General features: G+C 73.3%; 17 protein-coding genes, 1 tRNA gene and 1 pseudogene. 6 read left to right on the top strand and 13 right to left on the bottom strand.

What is annotated here, in order from left to right:
* Positions 1 to 246: 246 nt before the first annotated feature.
* The 3 genes from ACFYZB_RS10830 to ACFYZB_RS10820 all read left to right on the top strand — a co-directional run bounded on the left by ACFYZB_RS10830 (position 247) and on the right by ACFYZB_RS10820 (position 3,700).
* Positions 247 to 1,038: a hypothetical protein gene (locus tag ACFYZB_RS10830; protein WP_388756817.1), complete on the top strand. Its 792-nt coding sequence runs from the start codon at positions 247 to 249 to the stop codon at positions 1,036 to 1,038.
* Between the two features lie 161 nt (positions 1,039 to 1,199).
* Entirely contained in the window at positions 1,200 to 2,534 is a 1,335-nt protein-coding gene (locus ACFYZB_RS10825) for a PP2C family protein-serine/threonine phosphatase (protein WP_388756814.1), read from the top strand.
* A gap of 122 nt (positions 2,535 to 2,656) precedes the next feature.
* Positions 2,657 to 3,700 carry an MASE1 domain-containing protein gene (locus tag ACFYZB_RS10820; RefSeq protein WP_388756811.1) on the top strand — a complete coding sequence of 348 codons (1,044 nt, stop codon included), beginning with the start codon at positions 2,657 to 2,659 and terminating at the stop codon, positions 3,698 to 3,700.
* A 29-nt stretch (positions 3,701 to 3,729) separates the two neighbouring features.
* On the opposite strand, the gene ACFYZB_RS10815 is transcribed toward ACFYZB_RS10820, so the two are convergent.
* Positions 3,730 to 3,806: transfer RNA gene (locus ACFYZB_RS10815), tRNA-Pro, on the bottom strand.
* A gap of 125 nt (positions 3,807 to 3,931) precedes the next feature.
* Between ACFYZB_RS10815 and ACFYZB_RS10810 the strand changes: the two genes are divergently transcribed.
* Both ACFYZB_RS10810 and ACFYZB_RS10805 read left to right on the top strand, forming a co-directional pair.
* The gene (locus ACFYZB_RS10810; protein ID WP_388756808.1) at positions 3,932 to 4,639 is read left to right on the top strand and encodes a transketolase; all 708 of its coding nucleotides are present in this window, start codon (positions 3,932 to 3,934) and stop codon (positions 4,637 to 4,639) included.
* A 28-nt stretch (positions 4,640 to 4,667) separates the two neighbouring features.
* The gene (locus tag ACFYZB_RS10805) at positions 4,668 to 5,582 is read left to right on the top strand and encodes a transketolase family protein (RefSeq protein ID WP_388756806.1); all 915 of its coding nucleotides are present in this window, start codon (positions 4,668 to 4,670) and stop codon (positions 5,580 to 5,582) included.
* Positions 5,583 to 5,681: 99 nt separating this feature from the next.
* On the opposite strand, the gene ACFYZB_RS10800 is transcribed toward ACFYZB_RS10805, so the two are convergent.
* The 12 genes and pseudogenes from ACFYZB_RS10800 to ACFYZB_RS10745 all read right to left on the bottom strand — a co-directional run bounded on the left by ACFYZB_RS10800 (position 5,682) and on the right by ACFYZB_RS10745 (position 17,371).
* Entirely contained in the window at positions 5,682 to 6,962 is a 1,281-nt protein-coding gene (locus tag ACFYZB_RS10800) for an MFS transporter (RefSeq protein ID WP_388756803.1), read from the bottom strand.
* A gap of 93 nt (positions 6,963 to 7,055) precedes the next feature.
* Positions 7,056 to 7,415 (bottom strand): MmcQ/YjbR family DNA-binding protein, encoded by a 360-nt coding sequence (locus ACFYZB_RS10795; protein WP_351215496.1) that lies wholly within the window; start codon positions 7,413 to 7,415, stop codon positions 7,056 to 7,058.
* Between the two features lie 138 nt (positions 7,416 to 7,553).
* Positions 7,554 to 8,456: a LysR family transcriptional regulator gene (locus ACFYZB_RS10790; protein WP_388756799.1), complete on the bottom strand. Its 903-nt coding sequence runs from the start codon at positions 8,454 to 8,456 to the stop codon at positions 7,554 to 7,556.
* Between the two features lie 31 nt (positions 8,457 to 8,487).
* Positions 8,488 to 9,681, bottom strand: coding sequence for a glycine C-acetyltransferase (locus ACFYZB_RS10785; protein WP_351215500.1), 1,194 nt, complete (start codon positions 9,679 to 9,681; stop codon positions 8,488 to 8,490).
* Between the two features lie 53 nt (positions 9,682 to 9,734).
* Positions 9,735 to 10,763: an L-threonine 3-dehydrogenase gene (gene tdh / locus ACFYZB_RS10780; protein ID WP_388756795.1), complete on the bottom strand. Its 1,029-nt coding sequence runs from the start codon at positions 10,761 to 10,763 to the stop codon at positions 9,735 to 9,737.
* 189 nt (positions 10,764 to 10,952) lie between these two features.
* On the bottom strand, positions 10,953 to 11,528 hold the full coding sequence (locus ACFYZB_RS10775; protein WP_388756793.1) for a GAF domain-containing protein: 576 nt from the start codon (positions 11,526 to 11,528) through the stop codon (positions 10,953 to 10,955).
* A 73-nt stretch (positions 11,529 to 11,601) separates the two neighbouring features.
* A complete protein-coding gene (locus ACFYZB_RS10770) occupies positions 11,602 to 12,201 on the bottom strand; it encodes an ATP/GTP-binding protein (RefSeq protein WP_351215506.1) in 600 nt (199 codons plus the stop codon).
* Positions 12,179 to 12,550: a DUF742 domain-containing protein gene (locus ACFYZB_RS10765; protein ID WP_388756790.1), complete on the bottom strand. Its 372-nt coding sequence runs from the start codon at positions 12,548 to 12,550 to the stop codon at positions 12,179 to 12,181. Before ACFYZB_RS10765 ends, ACFYZB_RS10770 begins: the two co-directional genes overlap by 23 nt.
* Before the next feature lie 2 nt (positions 12,551 to 12,552).
* Positions 12,553 to 12,987, bottom strand: a complete 435-nt coding sequence (locus tag ACFYZB_RS10760; protein ID WP_388756787.1) for a roadblock/LC7 domain-containing protein — start codon at positions 12,985 to 12,987, stop codon at positions 12,553 to 12,555.
* A gap of 92 nt (positions 12,988 to 13,079) precedes the next feature.
* The gene (locus ACFYZB_RS10755) at positions 13,080 to 15,011 is read right to left on the bottom strand and encodes an ATP-binding protein (protein ID WP_388756784.1); all 1,932 of its coding nucleotides are present in this window, start codon (positions 15,009 to 15,011) and stop codon (positions 13,080 to 13,082) included.
* Positions 15,012 to 15,264: 253 nt separating this feature from the next.
* Positions 15,265 to 15,747: pseudogene (locus tag ACFYZB_RS10750) on the bottom strand (ATP-binding protein); the annotation flags it as partial.
* Positions 15,748 to 16,204: 457 nt separating this feature from the next.
* A complete protein-coding gene (locus tag ACFYZB_RS10745; protein WP_388756781.1) occupies positions 16,205 to 17,371 on the bottom strand; it encodes an MBL fold metallo-hydrolase in 1,167 nt (388 codons plus the stop codon).
* 411 nt (positions 17,372 to 17,782) lie between these two features.
* On the opposite strand from ACFYZB_RS10745, the gene ACFYZB_RS10740 reads away from it, so the two are divergent.
* On the top strand, positions 17,783 to 18,967 hold the full coding sequence (locus ACFYZB_RS10740) for a Glu/Leu/Phe/Val dehydrogenase dimerization domain-containing protein (RefSeq protein WP_388756778.1): 1,185 nt from the start codon (positions 17,783 to 17,785) through the stop codon (positions 18,965 to 18,967).
* Positions 18,968 to 19,018 lie beyond the last annotated feature (51 nt).

Below are 19,018 nucleotides of genomic sequence, written 5' to 3'. Positions count from 1 at the left end.
CGGGGGGGGGGGGGGGGGGGGGCCCGCCCCCGCGGGGGGGGGGGGGGGGGCGCGGGGGGGGGGCGCGGGGGCCCCCCCCCGCCCCCCCCCCCGCGGGGGGGGCCCCCCCCCGACGAGGGGTTCCCGTGGCGCTTTCAGGTTGCGTTCAGGTTCGCGGCACCCCATGGCAACAGCTGCACCAGAAGCCTCAAAACAATGGCAAAGGGGTCTGGGGAAAGATCACTTGGGCGTGCGAAAGTGCGGGCCATGAGCACTGAGTACGTCCTGGAGGACCGGTCCCACGGTCACGCACGCGCGCGCATACGCGAGAGCGCGAACAAGGTGCCCGAGGTCACCGTCTACTTCTGGATCATCAAGGTCCTGACCACCGGCATGGGTGAGACCGCCTCCGACTTCCTGGCCCACACCCTGGGCAACATCCCGGCGGTCGGCCTCGGCGGTCTCGCCTTCGTGGCGTCGCTCGTGCTCCAGTTCGCCGTCCGCCGGTACGTGGCCTGGATCTACTGGACGGCGATCGTCATGGTCAGCGTGTTCGGCACGATGGCCGCGGACGCGCTCCACGTGGTCATCGGCGTTCCGTACACCCTGTCCACCCCGCTGTTCATGATCGCCCTGGCCGCCGTCTTCGCCCTCTGGTACAAGTCCGAGCGCACCCTGTCGATCCACTCCATCCGCACGCGGCGCCGCGAGTTCTTCTACTGGGCGGCCGTCCTCGCCACCTTCGCCCTGGGCACCGCCGCGGGAGACCTCACCGCGAGCATCGGCCTCGGTTACCTTGGCTCGGCCGTCCTGTTCGCCGTCGCGATCTGCGTCCCGGCCGTCGCCCACCGCGCCGGCCTGCTGGGCGCGGTCACCGCGTTCTGGACGGCGTACGTCATCACCCGCCCGCTCGGCGCCTCCCTCGCCGATTGGATGGCCATGAGCAAGGCCGACGGCCTGGGCTGGGGCCTGGGCCCGGTGACCCTGGCCTGGACGGTGGCCATTCTCGTGCTGGTCGGCTACCTCGCCACCTCACGCCGGGACGTCGGAACCGCCTGAAGCCGCCCGCGACACCGGGAAGGGCCTCGCTCGGCACCGCCGGCGAGGCCCTTCCCCATGCGATGCCGGCCGCGGTCGCACCCCCTGGCCAGGGCACCGATGCCACAATCGAAGGTGATGCCGGCGTCCCGCACGGACAGGGGTCGGGTCAGGAGGCCGGAATGGCGGGAGAGAAGGCAGGGAGACAGCCCGGCCAGCCGTACCTCCCCGACCTGCACATGCGGCTGCGGTCCGAGCTGGGCCGGGTCGACGAGCAGCTCCGAGCCCTGCTGTCCACCATGGACCGGCTGCAGGGCCTGCTCGACGCGGTGGTGGCCATCAGCCGTGAGGTGGAGCTGCCCGCGGTGCTGCACCGTATCGTGACGACCGCCATGGAGCTGGTCGGCGCCCGCTACGGAGCCCTGGGCGTGCTCGACAGGTCCGGAAGACAGCTGGAGCAGTTCATCTCGGCCGGTCTGTCCGAGCAGGAGCGCGAGGCGCTGGCCGCGGCCGGGCTGCCGCGCGGTCGGGGCGTCCTCGGCCACCTGATCAGCAACCCCGCCCCCCTGCGGGTCGACAGCATCCAGGGCCATCCCGCCTCCGCCGGCTTCCCGGCCGGCCACCCGCGCATGCGCACCCTGCTCGGTGTCGCCATCACGGTGCGCGGCGAGATCTACGGCGACCTCTACCTCGCCGAGCGGAGCGACGGACAGCCCTTCGACGAGAACGACGAGAACATCGTCGTCGCTCTGGCCAGTGCGGCCGGCATCGCGATCGAGAACGCCCGGCTGTTCGAACGGATCCGTGCGGGAGCCGAGCAGTTCCAGCGGCTTCTGCTGCCCACCCTGCCCGACCTGCGGCCGTTCACCGCCGCCGCCATCTACCGGCCCGCCGCCGAACCCAGTCAGCTCGGCGGGGACTGGTACGACGCCATCCCGCTGCCCGACGACGTCGTGGCGGTCGTCATCGGCGACGTGGCCGGCCATGATCTGCAGGCCGCGGCCGCCATGGCCGCCACCCGCAACATGCTGCGCGCCCTCGTGTTCGACCAGAGCAGTCCGCCGGGCGCGGTCCTCACCCAGCTCGACCGGACCCTGGAGTCGGTCGCGAACCACCGCGTCACGACCACCGCCCTGGCGCGCTTCGAGCCGGACGGGCCGGGGTGGCGGCTGCGCTGGAGCACCGCCGGCCATGTCCCGCCCCTGCTGATGACCCGTGAGCGCCGCGTGGTCTCCCTGTTCGCCGAGCCCGGACTGCCGCTCGGTGTCGACACCGGGCAGCCCCGCCCGGACCACTCCCGCTTGCTGCCCCCGGAGGCCACCGTCATCTTCTTCACCGACGGGCTGGTCGAGCATCCCGCCCACCCCATCGACGAGAGTCTGCGGGAACTGGCCTGTCTCGCCGCGGTCCACGCCGCCCTGCCCCTGCCGGATTTCGTCCAGGCACTGGCCGATCACCACCCCAGCGACGGTCACGACGACATGGCCATCCTGGCCCTGCGCACCCCGCCCGCCTGATCTCCCGGGTCACCGAGCCCGGCGCCGCTCCCCTGCCTGCCTGCCGTGGAGGACGCGGGGGATCCGGCGGATGATGGGGGCGGATGACGGGTTCGGGGCGATGTCGAAGCGGAGGTCGCCCGATGGCTGTCGTGCGGCATCATGGGCTCCGGCACAGTGGTCCGGCAGCCCTGGAGATCTGTGCCATCGCCGCGCTGTACTACGGCTCGGCCAGGCTGGGACTGCTCCAGCAACTGGTGCGCGGCCAGGTCACCCCGCTGTGGCCGCCGAGCGGTATCGCGGTGGCGAGCCTGCTCCTGCGCGGCCCGCGGGTCTGGCCGGGTGTCGCACTCGGCGCGTTCCTGGTGAACATCGCGCTGGGGCCGTCGCTCCCGGCCGTGCTGGCCATCGTGGCGGGGAACACCCTCGCGCCCGTCTGCTCCTACCTGATGCTCGGCCGTGCGGGTTTCCGTGTGGAGCTGGACCGACTGCGGGACGCTCTCGCACTCATCTTCCTCGGTGGATTCACGGGGATGCTGGTGAGCGCGACGACGGGCAGCGGAACCCTGGCCCTCGCCGGGGCGCTGCGGCCCGGCGACTTCTGGCCCACGTGGTCGGTGTGGTGGACCGGCGACGCAATGGGCGTCCTGCTGGTCACACCGTTCCTGCTCGTCCTGCGCTCGGCAGGCCGGCCGAGGAACGTGCGGCCGTCCCGGTGGGCGGAGGCACTGCTGCTCGGGGCGGCCACGGCCGGCGTCGGATACCTCGTGGCCGGACACGCGCCCCTGCTGTTCCTCGGGTTCCCGCTGCTGACCTGGGCGGCCTTCCGCTTCCAGCTCGCCGGGGCCGCGCCCTGCGCGCTGGCCGTGTCGACCTTCGCGATCCTCGCCGGTGCCGAGCGGACGGGCCCGTTCGCCGGTCATGACCTGCTCACCAGGATGATCACCCTGCAGGCCTTCAACGGATCCGCCGCGCTGACCGCGCTGCTGCTCGCGGCGGTCGTCAGCGAGCGGAACAACACCCAGCGGGAGATCGCGCGGGCCTGCAGTCAGCTGGCCGGGATGGCGGCCAAGATCGCCACCGGCCACCACCGCCCGACCCTCCCCGCCGCGCAGGGCGGGGAGGATGCGGGCGAGATGGACGCCGGAGACCCGCGGACACGGCAAAGGCCGTCTCCTCATCCCTGAGAAGACGGCCCTCCGACCGGCAGAAAAGCTGGTCGGGACGACAGGATTTGAACCTGCGACCCCTTGACCCCCAGTCAAGTGCGCTACCAAGCTGCGCCACGTCCCGGTGCGGTTTGACCTGGGGTTTCCCCGGTCGAAACGCGCAGGGAAACAATACCGCACTCCGCTCGGTGGTCGCGCACCGGTTTTCCGGTTGACCTCGAGTTCGGTTGAGGTTGCACGATCGTCGGCATGACGATCACATCGGACGGAAACCGCACGTACGGGTACGACGACCTGCCCGGCCTGATGAGTCTGATGACCGGCGACGAGAAGCACGGGCCGGCGGCCACCTCCACCCTCGACGCGCTGTGGGTGCTCTACGACCGGGTGCTCCGGGTGACACCGGAGCTGCGGGACGACCCGGCCCGGGACCGGTTCCTGCTGAGCAAGGGGCACGGGCCCATGGCGTACTACGCGGTGCTGGCCGCGAAGGGGTTCGTACCGGTGGACTGGCTGACCGGGTTCGGCTCGTACGACTCCCCTCTCGGGCATCACCCGGACCGGGTACTGGTTCCGGGCGCCGAGATCGGCAGCGGCTCGCTCGGGCACGGGCTGCCGATCGCGGTGGGCAGCGCACTGGGGCTACGGGCGCAGGGACTGCACGATCCGGCGGTCTGGGTGCTGATCGGGGACGCCGAGCTGGACGAGGGCAGCAACCACGAGGCCATCGCCTTCGCCGGGCCCGCCGGCCTGGAGCGGCTGCACACGATCGTGGTCGACAACTCCTCCGCCAGCCACGCCCGCCCCGGCGGGATCGCCGCCCGGTTCGAGGCGGCGGGCTGGTCGGCGGTGACCGTCGACGGGCGCGATCACGAGGAGCTGTACGCCGCGTTCACCGCGCGGCATCCCGGGAGGCCGCACGTGGTCGTGGCCCGCGTCGAGCCGAAGAACGCCTGAGTCCCGATTCCTGGAAAGGCAGACCCTGATGGACACCATGCGTGACCGTTTCGCCCCCGTCGTCTCCCGGCTGCTGGACGAGGATCCGCGGGTCGCGGTGGTCCTCGCCGAGATCGGCAAGGACGGCTTCCGCGAGGCCATGGCCCGGCATCCCGACCGGGTCGTCAACGTCGGCATCCGCGAGCAGTTGCTGGTCGGGGCGGCGGCGGGGCTGGCGCTGACCGGGCTGCGCCCCGTGGTGCACACCTTCGCCAGCTTCCTCGTGGAGCGGCCGTTCGAGCAGGTCAAGCTGGATCTCGGCCACCAGAACACCGGGGCGGTGCTGGTGAGCGCGGCCGCCTCCTTCGACTGGCCGGCCGGCGGCTACACGCACATGGCCCCGGGCGATGTGGCGCTCCTCGACACGCTGGACGGCTGGACCGTGCACGTACCCGGACATCCGGACGAGGCCGAGACACTGCTGCACCACGCGGTCGCCGCGGGCGACGACAAGGTGTACGTACGGCTGTCCGTGCAGGCCAACCGGCAGGGACGGCTGATCGACGGCACGCACTTCGTCACCGTCCGCGAGGGGCGCCGGGGTGTGGTCCTCGCCGTGGGCCCGGTGCTGGACCCGGTCCTCGCCGCCACGGAGGGCCTGGATGTGACCGTCCTGTACGCGACGACCGTACGGCCCTTCGACGGGGCCGGTCTGCGCCGGGCCACGGAGGCGGCGGGCACCGATGTCGTGCTGGTCGAGCCCTGTCTCGCGGGCACCTCGACGACCGCGGCGAGCGAGGCCCTCTCGGACGTCCCGCACCGGGTCCTGGGCCTCGGCGTCGGCCGCCGCGAGCTGCGGCGCTACGGGACGATCGAGGAGCACGTGGCCGCACACGGCCTGGACCCGGCGAGCCTGCGGCAGCGGATCGCGGGGTTCACGGCGCCCACCGGCCGGCGCCCCTAGGAGGTTGCAGCCGCCGCAGCTGCGGGCAGCCGTGCCACCCCCGGTCGGCACCAGCGCACGGCACAACGCAGGACAGGGCACCTGCACAGGCCTCTCCGCTCAGTGCGCGGGCGCCTCCGCTCGGACCAGCTCCCGTACCGCCGGCACCGCGAGCAGCGCCGCCGCCACCGCCAGGCTGGTCCCGGCGGAGACCAGCAGGACGTGGCCCGCGCCGAGCGCACCGGCCGCCGGGCCCGCGAGAGCCTGGCCCACCGGCATCATGGCGAGGGAACCGGCCACGTCGTAGGCGTGGATGCGGTTGAGGACGTCCGGCGGGACCTGGGTCTGCACGCTGGTCGCCCACATCACGCCCCAGAACGACATCCCGGCGCCGGCCACCGCCGCCCCCGCCGCCATCGCCGGCACGCCGAGCCCGACGCCGACGGCCGCGGGGAAGCCGAAGAAGGCGAACAGGGAGAGCGCGCCGGCGCGGAGCATCCGGCGGGGCCGGAGCCGGAGGGCGAGCAGGCCGCCGACCACCGTGCCCGCGCCGAGGGCCGAGTTGACCAGGCCGTAGGCGCGCGGGCCGTGTTGCTGGACGACCTCCGTGGCCACGAGCGGGACGGTCGGACCCCAGACCGCGATCATGTACAGACACCAGACGGCGATCACGGCCCACAGCCAGGTCCGGGATCTGAACTCCCGCCAGCCCTGGACCAGACCGGCCCGGAAGGCACGCGTCCCCCGGCCGGTCGCGGCACGGGTGCCCTCGTCGAGCGGGGGCAGCCGGAGCAGCAGCAGGCACAGGGCGCTCGTGGCGTAGGTGGCGGCGTGCGCGGCGAACACCGCGCCGGGTGAGGCGAAGCCCACCAGGAGACCGGCGACGGCCGGACCGGCGAGCTGGGCGGCGGACTCGGCTGTGCGGATCGCGCCGTTGGCGCCCTGGATGTCGGCGGCCAGCCGGGGCACCGTACTGGCCACGCCCGGCTGGAACACCGCTCCCGCCACGCCGCCCACGAAACCGATCGCGCAGATCTGCCACAGCACCACGTGCCCGGCGAAGAACAGGCCCGCGGCGAGGGACTGGGTGACGAGCCGGACGAGGTCGGCGCCGATCATCAGCCTGCGGGTGCTGAAGCGGTCGGCGATGACCCCGCCGAAGACGACGAGACCGGCGAACGCCGCCGCCGTCGAGGCCATGGCGAGGCCGACCGCGCCCGCGCCGTACCCGTGCTGGAGCAGGCCGGCGGCGAGGGCCACGGGCAGCATGGTGTCGCCGAGGCGGGCGACGGCCCGGGCCACGAAGAACAGCGCGAAGTCCCGGGACCAGACGGCACGCCGGCCGGCCCCGGCCCGGCGTGTCCCCCGCGAGGTGTCGCGCCGTGCGTCCGTTCCCGTCATCGCGGATGCTCCCTCCCCGGCGCCCCCTGCGGTGCCGCGCCCGCTGCGCCGCGCCGGATCATGCCACTACCGGCTCGCGGGCACGGGGGGATTTCACTCCCCGGGCGGCAGCCCCAACTCGGGGTGGGCGTCAAGGAGTCGGGGCGGTGCGGCCTGCCGCCAGGAGTCGGCGAGGATGTCGCGCAGCTCGTCCTCGTCCTCCAGCTCGGCGAGTCTCGCTCTGACCCAGGCGAACTGGGCCTCGTGGTCGGCGATCCAGAACTTTCCCGGCTCGGCGAGCACCAGTTCGTCTCGCTCCTCCTTGGGGCAGCGCACGGCGATGGACGTCTCGTCCTCGGGCAGGGTCGCGAACATCTTCCCGGCCACCCGGAACGTGGGCATGCTCCAGGCGACCTTCTCCGTGGTGTCCGGCAGGGACAGCGCGATACGGCGTACATCTTCGGCATCCGGCATGCACCGCACCGTAACCCCTGCCACTGACAGTCACCCGGCCGACGGCTCCAGCCGCTTGTAGTACCGGGTCGTCGGGCGCGGCTCGCCGCCGGGACTCGTCCGAAGACGACGGGCCCGAACCGCGGGCCGGCCGGTTCCCTAGGCCCGGGCCGCTGCCTTCAGGGCGTCCAGTACCGGGCGGATCAGCGGGTGTCCCTCGGCGCCGCGGCGTACGGCGGCGAAGACGCGGCGGGTGGGGGCCACGCCGTCGACGGGGCGTACGACGACGCCGGTGAGGTCCATGCCGTTCAGCGCGGAGCGCGGTACGAGGGCCACGCCCGCGTCGGCCGAGGCCAGCGCGACGACCGCGCGGAAGTCGTCGGAGGAGTGTTCCAGGCGGGGCTGGAAGCCGGCGCTCTCGCAGGCGAGGACCACCACGTCGTGGCAGGGGTTGCCGGGGTACGGGCCGATCCAGGGGTCCTTGGCCAGCTCGGCGAGGGGCACCACGGGGGCGTCCGCGAGGCGGTGGCCGACGGGTACGACCGCGTCGAACGGCTCGGCGTAGAGCGGGACATGGGTGAGCCGGGGGTCGTCGGCGGGGGGCGCGCCCCGGTACTCCACGGCCACCGCCACGTCGACCTGCCGGTCCAGCACCATGGGCAGGCTGGCGTCGCCCTCGGCGTCCTGGACGCGGATGCTGATGCCGGGCGCGGTGTCCGCGAGCCGGGCCACGGCCGGGGCCACGACCTGGGCGATACCGGTCGCGAAGGCCGCCACGGTGACCGTGCCCGCCTCGCCCGAACCGTAGGCGGCCAGCTCCGCCTCGGCCCGCTCCAGCTGGGCGAGGACCGCGTTGGTGTGGCTGAGCAGGATCTCGCCGGCCGGGGTGAGCCGTACGCCCTTGGCGCTGCGCTCGACGAGGCGGTGGCCGGTCTCCTGCTCCAGGGCCGTGAGCTGCTGGGAGACGGCCGAGGGGGTGAGGTAGAGCGCGGCGGCCGCCGCGGTGACCGTGCGGTGGTCGGCCACCGCACGGAGGATGTGGAGCCGCCGTGCCTCGATCATGTCCTCAATTATCCCCGGGGTTCCGCCCTGCTCAGGCCTCCAGCTCGGCGCGGGCCGCGACGAAGGCGTCGACCGCGCGGTTGACATCCTCCGTGGAGTGCGCGGCGGACAGCTGGACGCGGATCCGGGCCTGGCCCTGCGGGACGACCGGGTAGGAGAAGCCGATCACGTACACACCGCGCTCCAGCAGCAGCTCGGCCATGCGGCCCGCCTTCGCCGCGTCGCCGATCATCACGGGGGCGATGGCGTGGTCGCCGGGGAGGATGTCAAAGCCCTCCTCGGTCATGCGACGGCGGAACAGGGCGGTGTTCTCGCCCAGCCGGACCCTCAGGTCGTCGGCGGACTCCAGCAGGTCGAGGACCTTCAGGGAGGCGGCGGCGATCACCGGGGCCAGGGTGTTGGAGAACAGGTACGGGCGCGAGCGCTGGCGCAGCAGGGCGACGATCTCGGCGCGGGCGGCGACGTAGCCGCCGGAGGCGCCGCCGAGGGCCTTGCCCAGGGTGCCGGTGACGATGTCGACGCGGTCCATGACGCCGTGCAGTTCGGGGGTGCCGCGGCCGGTCGGGCCGACGAAGCCGACGGCGTGCGAGTCGTCGACCATGACCATCGCGTCGTAGCGGTCGGCGAGGTCGCAGATCTCGCGCAGCGGGGCGACGTAGCCGTCCATGGAGAAGACGCCGTCGGTGACGATGAGCCGGCGTCGGGCGTCGGACGCCTCCTTCAGCTTCGCTTCCAGGTCGGCGAGGTCGCGGTTGGCGTAGCGGTGGCGGCGGGCCTTGGACAGGCGGATGCCGTCGATGATGGAGGCGTGGTTGAGGGCGTCGGAGATCACCGCGTCCTCCTCGCCGAGCAGCGTCTCGAAGACGCCGCCGTTGGCGTCGAAGCAGGAGGAGTAGAGGATCGTGTCCTCCTGGCCGAGGAAGGCCGACAGGCGGGCCTCCAGCTCCTTGTGGACCTCCTGGGTGCCGCAGATGAAGCGGACGGACGCCATGCCGTAGCCCCAGCGGTCCAGCGCGGCGTGGGCGGCGGCGATCACCTCGGGGTGGTCGGCGAGGCCGAGGTAGTTGTTGGCGCAGAAGTTGAGGACCTCGCCGGGACGGCCGCCGGCGGTGACGCCGACGGTCGCGGACTGCGGGGTGCCGATGACCCTCTCGGGCTTGTGCAGGCCGGCGGCACGGATCTCGTCGAGGGTGGCGCGCAGGTCGTCGCGGACGGTTTCGAACATGAGGAGGGCTCCTGAAAGTGCTGACGGGGTGAGGGAGGTGCGCGTTCTACGACTCAGGCGGTCCAGTCCAGGATGACCTTGCCGCCCTTGCCGCTCGCGGCGTCGGCGAAGGCCGCCTCGAAGTCGCGGTAGCCGTACCGGCCGGTGATCACGGGGGCGAGGTCCAGGCCGCCCTCCAGCAGCACCGACATCGCGTACCAGGTCTCGAACATCTCGCGGCCGTAGATGCCCTTGATGGTGATCATCGAGGTGACGATCCGGGCCCAGTCGACCGGGAACTCCTGCGCCGGCAGGCCGAGCATGGCGATGCGGCCGCCGTGCGTCATGTTGGCGATCATGTCGCGCATGGCCTCGGGGCGGCCGGACATCTCCAGGCCGATGTCGAAGCCCTCGCGCAGGCCCAGTTCCCGCTGGCCGTCGGCGATCGTGGTCTCGGAAACGTTCAGGGCGAGGCTCACGCCGATCTTGCGGGCCAGCTCCAGGCGCTCCTCGCTGACGTCGGTGACGACGACATTGCGGGCGCCGGCGTGCCGGGCCACGGCGGCGGCCATCAGGCCGATCGGTCCGGCGCCGGTGATCAGCACGTCCTCGCCGACCAGCGGGAAGGAGAGCGCGGTGTGCACGGCGTTGCCGAACGGGTCGAAGATCGCGGCGACGTCGAGGTCGACGGGGACGCGGTGCACCCAGACGTTGCCCGCGGGCAGGGCGACGTACTCGGCGAAGGCACCGTCCCGGCCGACGCCGAGGCCGACCGTGGCACGGCACAGGTGGCGGCGGCCGGCCAGGCAGTTGCGGCACTTGCCGCACACCAGATGGCCCTCGCCGCTGACCCGGTCTCCGATGCGGATGTCGGCCACGTCCCGGCCGACCTCGACGACCTGCCCGACGAACTCGTGCCCGAGCACGAGCGGGGTCCGGATCGCCTGCTGCGCCCAGCCGTCCCAGGCCCGGATGTGCAGGTCGGTGCCGCAGATGCCGGTCCGCATGACCTTGATCAGTACGTCACCCGGGCCGATCTCGGGCTCCGGGACGTCCGTCAGCCAGAGTCCCGGCTCCGCCTTCTCCTTGACCAGCGCCTTCACGCGTGCGGCTCCTGTGGGTGAGGTCCCGGCCCGCGGGCACGCAGAACGAGCCCGCACCGGGTCAGAGGGGTGGAATCACCCTGCAATCTGCCGTATGCGTGGGCCGCGGGTCCATCGAGCTTTTCTTAACCGCCGCCTCAGCTTTCCTTCACGCCCCAGGTACCGGCGGCGAGGGCATCCCCTGGCACGTCACAGGGGCAGTCCGTCCTCGGCGCTGCGTTCGAGGCGTACGACGAGATCGGCGGCCAGCGCCTTGACGGTCTCCAGACCGGACCGGCCCCAGGACCGCGGCTCGGTGTCGGCCGCGCACACGGTGCCGAGCGCCATGCCGGAGCTGTCGAGGAGCGGGGCGCCGAGATAGGAGCGGATGCCGTACTCGTCCACCACGGGATTGCCGGCGAACCGCGGATAGTCGCGGACGTCCTCGAGCACCAGCGCCTTGCGGCGGACCACCACATGGGGACAGAACCCGTGCTCGCGCGGCAGCACACGGCCGAACTCCGGCCGGCTGCCGTCCTCCCGCAGGAACGGCGGGGCGGCGGGGGCACACAGGCCCGCGAAGAACTGGTGGTCCTCGCCGACGAAGTTGACCATCGCGTACGGCGCGCCGGTCAGCCCGGCGAGATGGGCGGCGAAGGCGTCCAGTGCCGGGTCGGGACGGCCCACCAGGCCGAGCAGGCGCAGTCGGTGGACCCGGGCGGGGGCCTCCTTGTCCTCCGGGGTGAGCAGCAGACCCCGGACCGGCCGGGGCGGCTCGTAGGTCATGGCCGGACTCCTGGCCGGGCATCGGCGTTGTGGGCATACCTCATGGAGGAACTCCGTGTGCGGTAGGGCGGGATCACCTGTGGGCGCCATGGCTCGGCGCGGTCGCCGGGGCGTGGGCGAGGAGGTGGCGTACGAGGGTGAGCAGGGTCTGCACGCCGGAGCTGGAGATCCGGGCGTCGCAGCGGACGACGGGGATCTGGGGGTCCAGGTCGATGGCGGCGCGCACCTCCTCGGGGTCGTAGCGGTAGCCGCCGTCGAATTCGTTGATGGCGACGATGAAGCCGAGTCCGCGTTCCTCGAAGAAGTCCACGGCCGCGAAGCAGTCCTGCAGCCGGCGGGTGTCGGCGAGGATCACCGCGCCGAGCGCGCCCTCGGACAGCTCGTCCCACATGAACCAGAACCGCTCCTGTCCCGGCGTGCCGAACAGGTACAGGACATGGTCCGGATCGAGGGTGATCCGGCCGAAGTCCATGGCGACCGTCGTCTCCATCTTGTTCTCGACGCCGTCGAGACTGTCCGTGCCGACGCTGACCGTCGTGAGCAGCTCCTCCGTGCTGAGCGGCGCGATCTCGCTGACCGCGCCCACGAAGGTCGTCTTGCCGACCCCGAACCCGCCCGCCACCAGGATCTTCAGTGCGGTCGGGAACGGGTCAGAGCTGTCGTCGTAGTCCATCGAGCACTGCCTCCAGCAGAGACCGGTCAGTGGGTGTGTGGTGGAAGGCGGGGGGTTTGGTGGTCAGGACCCCGCAGTCGACGAGGTCCGAGAGGAGCACCTTGGTGACCACCGCGGGCAGTTTCAGGTGCGCGGCGATCTCGGCGACCGAGACGGGGGCCCGGCACAGGTCGAGCGCTTGGGCGTGCTCGGGGCCGAGGTAGCCGAGCGGGGTGACGCCGGTGGCCATCACCTGCGACATCAGGTCCAGGGCGATGCTGGGCTCGGTGCGTCCGTTGCTGACCGTGAACGGGCGCACCAGCCGTCCGGCCGCGTCGTCCAGCCAGGGCCCGTCGCCGGCTGCGGCCACGCTCAAGGCCTCGTCGCCGTGGGTTCGACGGCGTGCTGCCGAGGAGCGGTCACCAGGTAGGGGCGGACGCTCTTGACGAGCATCGCCATCTCGTAACCGAGCACGGCGGCGTCGGCCTCGCGGCCCGCGAGCACGGCGAGACAGGTGCCGGAGCCGGCCGTGGTGACGAACAGCAGGCTCGAGTCGAGCTCGACGACGACCTGGCGGACGTCCCCGCCGTCGCCGAACCGGACGCCCGCGCTGCGGCCGAGGGAGTACAGGCCGGAGGCCAGGGCCGCCATGTGGTCGGCGCTGTCGATGTCGAGGCCGTGCACGGACTTCACCAGCCCGTCGCAGGACAGGAGCACCGCGCTGGTGGTGTGCGGTACGCGCTGCACTAGGCCGCTCAGCAGCCAGTCGAGGTCGGATGCATGGGCGGTCGGCGCATCGCTCGCCATGGTGGATCGACTCCTTGGGATACGAAGGTCTGTGGGAGCGCTGGGGGTTGGGGGGTCGGTGGTCGGAGGTGGGGGTGGATGCGGTGCGGGCGTCAGCCGGCCGGGGCGCTCCCGTCGGGCCGGCCGGCGCCACGGGCACCGTCGGATGCGGGCGCGTGGGTGCGCCCCTGGGATATGGGGGTGGGGTCACTGTGGTCGAAGCCCCTGTGGGCCGCGCTCGTGTGGTCTGGGCTCGTATGGCCTGGGGCCATGGGGTCGTGCTGCACGCGCGGCGGGTTGGTGAAGTCCGGTGTGGACGAGAGTTGACGGTGCGCCGGGGAGTCGGCATGGGCGGGATCCATGGGCCGGACCTCCATGTGGGCTGAGCCCGTGTGCGTGGAGCCCATGTGCATGGCGTCCATGTGCCCGGGGTCGGTGTGCGCGGAGTCCAGGTGCCCGGCATCCAGGTGGCCGGTGTCCAGGTGGGTGGGCTCCTGGCTCTCCATGTGCTGCTGCGCCTCGGCGAGTCCGATACCGCGCTGGAAGGCCGCCATCAGGCCCGGGTCGTGGCCCGGCACGGTGTCGTACTCCTGACGGGGTGCGGGGCCCCCGCGCAGCTGGGGGACGATGTGCTCCTGGGCGCGGCGACGGGGCAGTTGGGGTTTGTTCATGGTGCCGCGCACGGCGCCGGTGCGCGGCGTGGGCAGGATGCCCGCGTGCGCCTCGACCGTCGCCCGGTCCCCGGCACCGATGCCGGGCAGGGCCTCGGCGGGGGTGGGCCGGTCCTGCCGGGCGCCCCGGACGGGAAGCGGCGCGAGGCCGCGTTCGCCGCGCCCGCCGTCACCGCTGTTCGCGCCTGGTCCGCCGCTTCCGCTCTCCGCACCGGGCCGCACAATCCCGCTCTCGGCGCTGGGCGTTGCGCCCCCGCTCTCGGCGTCGCGCCGCCCGCTGCCCCGCTGGGCGTGCCGCCGCCCGGTCGCCGGAACCTGACCGGAACCGGACCCGGCCTCACCGCCGGAGGTACTTTCGGCCCCGGCATCGGAGGGCACGCCGGACACGGGTCCGGCCCCGATTCCGGATCCCTGCGGGACGCCGGCCCCCGGCGCTGGTCCCGCCACCCGCCAGGCCCCGGTTTCCGCCCCGCTCCGGGCCCCGGAAACGGGCTCGCCTCCGGGGGCGGACGCGGGCCCGCTACCCAAGGCGGTCGACCCGCGCCCCGGGGCGCCTGCGGAGCGGACGGCCGGCCCGATCCCGGCATGTGCGGAGGCAACGCCCCCGGCCCGGCCGCCCAGTGCCTGCGCGGGCGCCGATCCCTGCCCGTGTCCCTGCGGCCGCACCTGCGGCGACGCACCGGTGTCCGCGGGATCCTGCGGCCGGTGTACGCCCGCCCCGGCGACCGCACCCGCGACCGCGCCGGCCGCCCCGGGCGCCGTACCCAACAGCGCCTGCGGGACGACGAGTACGGCCTGCACACCGCCGTAGATGTTGGTCTGCAGCCGTACGTGGATGCCGTGCCGCCGGGCGAGCTGGGAGACGACGTAGAGGCCGATGCGGCCGTCGGCCAGCAGGCTGGCGACGTTGACCTGGTCGGGGTCGGAGAGCAGGGCGTTCATCCGGTTCTGCTCGCCGACGGGCATGCCGAGCCCGCGGTCCTCGACCTCCACGGCGAGCCCGGAGGTGACGAGGCCCGCGCGGAGCAGCACCTGGGTGTGCGGGGCGGAGAACACCGAGGCGTTCTCGATGAGTTCGGCGAGCAGATGGATGACGTCGGCGACGGCGTGGCCGCGCAGTTCGCCGTCGATCGGCGGCACCAGCTTGACCCGGGAGTACTGCTCGACCTCGGCGATGGCGGAGCGGAGTACCTCGGTCATGCTGACCGGGTTGCTCCACTGGCGCCGGGAGACGGCGCCGCCGAGCACGGCGAGGTTCTCGGCGTGCCGCCGGATGCGGGTGGCCAGGTGGTCCACGTGGAACAGGCCCTTGAGCAGGTCGGGGTCCTCGATCTCGTTCTCCAGCTCGTCGAGGATGGAGATCTCCCGGTGCACGAGGGACTGGAGCCGGCGCGCGAGGTTGACGAAGACCTCCAGCTTCTGCTCGCTGCCCGCCTGACTGGAAAGCTGGGCGGGGGGGGCCCCCGGCGGGGGGGGGGCCCCGGGGGGGGGGGGGGCCGGGGGGGGGGGCCCGGGGGCGGGGGGGGGGGGGGGCGGGGGGGCGCCGCGGCCCTGGCCCCCCGGGGGGGGGGCGGCGCCCCCGGGGGGTGCGCGGGGGGGGGGGCCCCCCGCGGGGGGGGGGGGGGCGGGGGGCCCCCCGGGCCAGGTCGGCGGCGAGCAGTTCGAAGTCGTCGGCGTCCTCGGGCGGCCGGCGGCGCGGTGCGCGCTGCGGCGGGGTGTCCCCCTGGCGCAACGCGTCCACCAGGGCGTGCAGGTCGGCCTCGCCGCGTGCGGCGGTGCTGCGCAGCGCCTCGACGCGGTCGGAGACCGAGCGGGCGGCCCGGTCGGCGGCCACGGCGGCGATGAGGATGCCGGCGGCGGCCACGGCGACCGCTCCGGCGAGTACGGCCCAGAGCGTGGGGCCGGTGCGGGCGCCGGTGGAGCGGATGCTGAAGAGGACCGCGGCGGTGGCGCTCAGGGCGACCGCGAGGGGCGGCAGCACGGCGAGCCGCATCAGCTGGGGCCGTATGTGCGTTTCGGGCAGTGCCGGAGCGGGTCGGGCGACCGGTCTCCCGTGCCGGCCGCCCTCTCGGCGGTCGGCACGGGTGGCCGGTGCTCGCAGGTCAGACATCTGCGTCCTCGTACTGGTCCGTCGGGCCCGTTCCCCACGCGGTGGGCGAAGCGGGCGTGCGTCATCGCGTTGTCGGCCCGCGGGACCGGCGAACCCGGCCTCGCGACGCGACGGACACTCACAGTAGTTGCCTCAGCATCATGTGCGGTGGGCAGTTGACAAAGTCCCCCAGGGAGCGTCCCGCTCTGGTATGAAGCCTCGTACGACAGACCGATATCCTGGCCGCACGCCCTTCGACCGGGCGAAAAGGAACGGACTCGGCTGGTCAGAAGCGGTCAGAAAAAGGCGACGGGCGGCAGACCGCACCCATCGGTCCACCGCCCGCCCCCACGCGTCCGGCACCTTTTGCGCGAGCGCCGGAACACCCGCGCCACCGGGAAAACCGGCCCTGGCCGCGCCGCCGGCCCTCACGAAAAGTCACGGAGCGCGAAGCCTTGGCCTCGACTGCCGCTCGGTCTCAGGCCCGTGTCGGCGGTTCCGCCACGAACGCGCCGACCGAGCGCCAGGTGCGCCGCACCTCCCCGGACACGCCGCGCCACCACGCCTCCGCCGGGAGCTTGCCCGCCGGTTCGAAGGGCTCGCCCGGACGGGGCAGGGCCACCGCCTGACCGGCCTCCTCGGCCGCCTCCTTCGTCCACTCCCCCGGCTCGGCCCAGGCGTGCGGGGCGAGGTTGAAGGTGCCCCAGTGGATCGGCAGCAGCGCGCCGTGCGGTGCTCCGCCCTGCAGGTCGAGGTGGGCGCGCAGGCCTTCCCCGGGCGTCATGTGGATGTCGGGCCAGAACTCGCTGTACGCGCCGATCTGGATCATCGTGGCGTCGAACGGGCCGTGGGCCGCGCCGATGTCCTTGAAGCCCTCGAAATAGCCCGTGTCACCGCTGTGGTAGATCCGGTGCTCCTCGCCGGCCACGGCCCAGGACGCCCAGAGGGTGTGCTGGGTGTTGCGCAGGGCACGGCCGCAGAAGTGGCGGGCGGGCGTCGCGGTGAGGGTGAGGCCGCCGACCCGGGTCGACTCGTGCCAGTCCAGCTCGCGCAGCCGGTCCGGGGAGACACCCCAGTGCTCGAGGTGGGCGCCGACGCCGAGCGGCACGGCGAACAGGGTGTCCGTGCCGGCCAGCGCCTTGATACTGGGCAGGTCCAGGTGGTCGTAGTGATCGTGCGAGATGACGACCACGTCGACCTCGCCGAGCGCGGCCAGCGGCAGCGGCACGGGGTGCAGCCGCCTGGGCCCGGCGAAGGGGAACGGGGAGCAGCGCTCGCCCCAGACGGGGTCGAACAGGACCCGGTGGCCGTCGATCTCCGCGAGCACGCTGGAGTGGCCCATCCAGGTCAGCCGCAGTCCCGTGGCGGGCGGCTTGGCCAGGTCGGCGAAGGTGGTGGGATGCACCGGGACGGTGCCCTTCGGCGCACGCAGGGGCCGGGTCTCCTTGTCGAAGAACACCTTCGCGAAATCCAGCGCGGAGCCGGAGGGCCGGGTGCGCGCGGTCCCGCCCGGGTTCTGGAAGACGCCGTCCTTGAAGTGGGGGGAGCGGCGGATGCGTGCCAGGCGCTCACCGCCCGGTTCCGCGCCGAAGGCTGCGGGCCTCAGCGCGCGGAGCCCGGAGCTCGAGGAACGCAGTCCGGTCACGGTACCTCCCGGTGAAGTGGGTGAGGCTCCCCATTATGGTCGGCCCCTCCGACAGCCCGGCCCCGCCGGGGCACCCCTGCGGTCCCGGGTCACGCCACTGAACATCTATTCAGCACGTTGACAGTTCACGGACCGACTCAAGATACTGACTCCGGATTCAGTAGAGCTCTGCCCGCCGCTCACCTCGAGGTGCCGTCGGACCTGCCGGCGGCCGTACCGCTACCGGGGCCCGTCCGGCGCGCCCCGCGCGTCCCTCCGGGCCCGCGCCCGCCCCGGAGGCCGTACGGCGGGCCGCCACAGCCCTCTCCGGGCCCCCCGCCCCACGCGCGCGACCCGGCCGCGCCGGCGAGCGCCGTGACCGAGGCCCGCGACCGGCCCGGCCCCATCCGATCACCGCCCCCGAGGAGACCCATGACCGCCCCAGCCCCCCTGATGTCTCTCGTCTGGACCGACCATGTCACCGGCCGCCAGGGGTTCCTGGTGGTGGACCGGCTGGTGCGCGGCGTGGCCAGTGGCGGGCTGCGGATGCGCCCCGGCTGCACGCTGGAGGAGGTGGCGGGGCTCGCCCGCGGCATGACGATGAAGGAGGCCCTGCACTACGACCCCGGGGCCCGCTACGTCCCCCTCGGCGGCGCCAAGGGCGGCATCGACTGCGATCCCCGGGATCCGCGGGCCTACGGGCTGCTGGTCCGCTATCTGCACGCCATGCGGCCGTACATCGAGAGTTTCTGGACCACCGGCGAGGACCTCGGCCTCACCCAGGACCTGGTGGACCGCGCGGCGGCCGAGGCGGGTCTGGTCTCCTCCGTCCAGGCGGTGTACCCGCTGCTGGACGACGCGTCCGCGGCCCGCGCGCGGCTCGCGGACGCCTTCGCGGTCGAGGTGGACGGCATCGGGCTGGACGAACTGGCCGGTGGCTGCGGGGTCGCCGAGTCGGTGCTCACGGCGCTGGACCGGGCGGCCGTGCCGTACCCGGGCACCCGGGTGGCGGTGCAGGGCCTCGGCACGATGGGCGGGGCCACCGCGCGGTTCCTCGCACGCGCGGGCCTGACGGTGGTGGCGGTCGCCGACATCAAGGGCACGATCGCCAATGACGCGGGGCTGGACATCGAGGCCCTGCTGGCCGCGCGGGACGGTTACGGCACCGTCGACCGGGGTGTGCTGCGCCCTGGCGACCGCGAACTGCCCGGCGACGCCTGGCTCTCCGCCGACGCGGAGGTGCTCGTGCCGGCGGCCGTGTCGTACGCGATCGACATCGCCGGCCAGGACCGGATCCGCGCCCGCTGGATCGTGGAGGCCGCCAACATGCCCGTGCTGCCCGAGGCGGAGGAACTACTGACCGCACGCGGGGTCACGGTCCTGCCGGACGTGGTGGTCAACTCCGCCACGAACGCCTGGTGGTGGTGGACCCTGTTCGGTGACATCGGCGCCGACGCCGACGAGGCCTTCGCGCACATCCGGCGCTCCATGCGCACCCTGGTCGGCCTGATTCTCGACCGCGCGGACGCCGACGGTACGACCCCGCGCGCGGCCGCCCACGCCCTGGTCACCGACCGACTGCCGCTGATCGCGGACCGCTTCGCGTGGTACCGCTGACCGGCCTCCCACCGACCTCCCCCCTGAACTGAATGAGAAGTCAGTAGTTGG

The organism is Streptomyces sp. NPDC001852, assembly GCF_042891825.1.
GTDB lineage: Bacteria > Actinomycetota > Actinomycetes > Streptomycetales > Streptomycetaceae > Streptomyces.
This window is presented reverse-complemented; position numbering and strand designations above follow the sequence as displayed.

Coding starts and splice junctions, on each gene's coding strand:
- ACFYZB_RS10790 (WP_388756799.1), bottom strand. CDS start 8,456: ATGATCGAGGCACGGCGGCTCCACATCCTCCGTGCGGTGGCCGACCAC.
- ACFYZB_RS10740 (WP_388756778.1), top strand. CDS start 17,783: ATGACCGCCCCAGCCCCCCTGATGTCTCTCGTCTGGACCGACCATGTC.
- ACFYZB_RS10810 (WP_388756808.1), top strand. CDS start 3,932: ATGACGATCACATCGGACGGAAACCGCACGTACGGGTACGACGACCTG.
- ACFYZB_RS10830 (WP_388756817.1), top strand. CDS start 247: ATGAGCACTGAGTACGTCCTGGAGGACCGGTCCCACGGTCACGCACGC.
- ACFYZB_RS10800 (WP_388756803.1), bottom strand. CDS start 6,962: ATGACGGGAACGGACGCACGGCGCGACACCTCGCGGGGGACACGCCGG.
- ACFYZB_RS10820 (WP_388756811.1), top strand. CDS start 2,657: ATGGCTGTCGTGCGGCATCATGGGCTCCGGCACAGTGGTCCGGCAGCC.
- ACFYZB_RS10770 (WP_351215506.1), bottom strand. CDS start 12,201: ATGGACTACGACGACAGCTCTGACCCGTTCCCGACCGCACTGAAGATC.
- ACFYZB_RS10805 (WP_388756806.1), top strand. CDS start 4,668: ATGGACACCATGCGTGACCGTTTCGCCCCCGTCGTCTCCCGGCTGCTG.
- ACFYZB_RS10760 (WP_388756787.1), bottom strand. CDS start 12,987: ATGGCGAGCGATGCGCCGACCGCCCATGCATCCGACCTCGACTGGCTG.
- ACFYZB_RS10795 (WP_351215496.1), bottom strand. CDS start 7,415: ATGCCGGATGCCGAAGATGTACGCCGTATCGCGCTGTCCCTGCCGGAC.
- ACFYZB_RS10775 (WP_388756793.1), bottom strand. CDS start 11,528: ATGACCTACGAGCCGCCCCGGCCGGTCCGGGGTCTGCTGCTCACCCCG.
- ACFYZB_RS10825 (WP_388756814.1), top strand. CDS start 1,200: ATGGCGGGAGAGAAGGCAGGGAGACAGCCCGGCCAGCCGTACCTCCCC.
- ACFYZB_RS10785 (WP_351215500.1), bottom strand. CDS start 9,681: ATGTTCGAAACCGTCCGCGACGACCTGCGCGCCACCCTCGACGAGATC.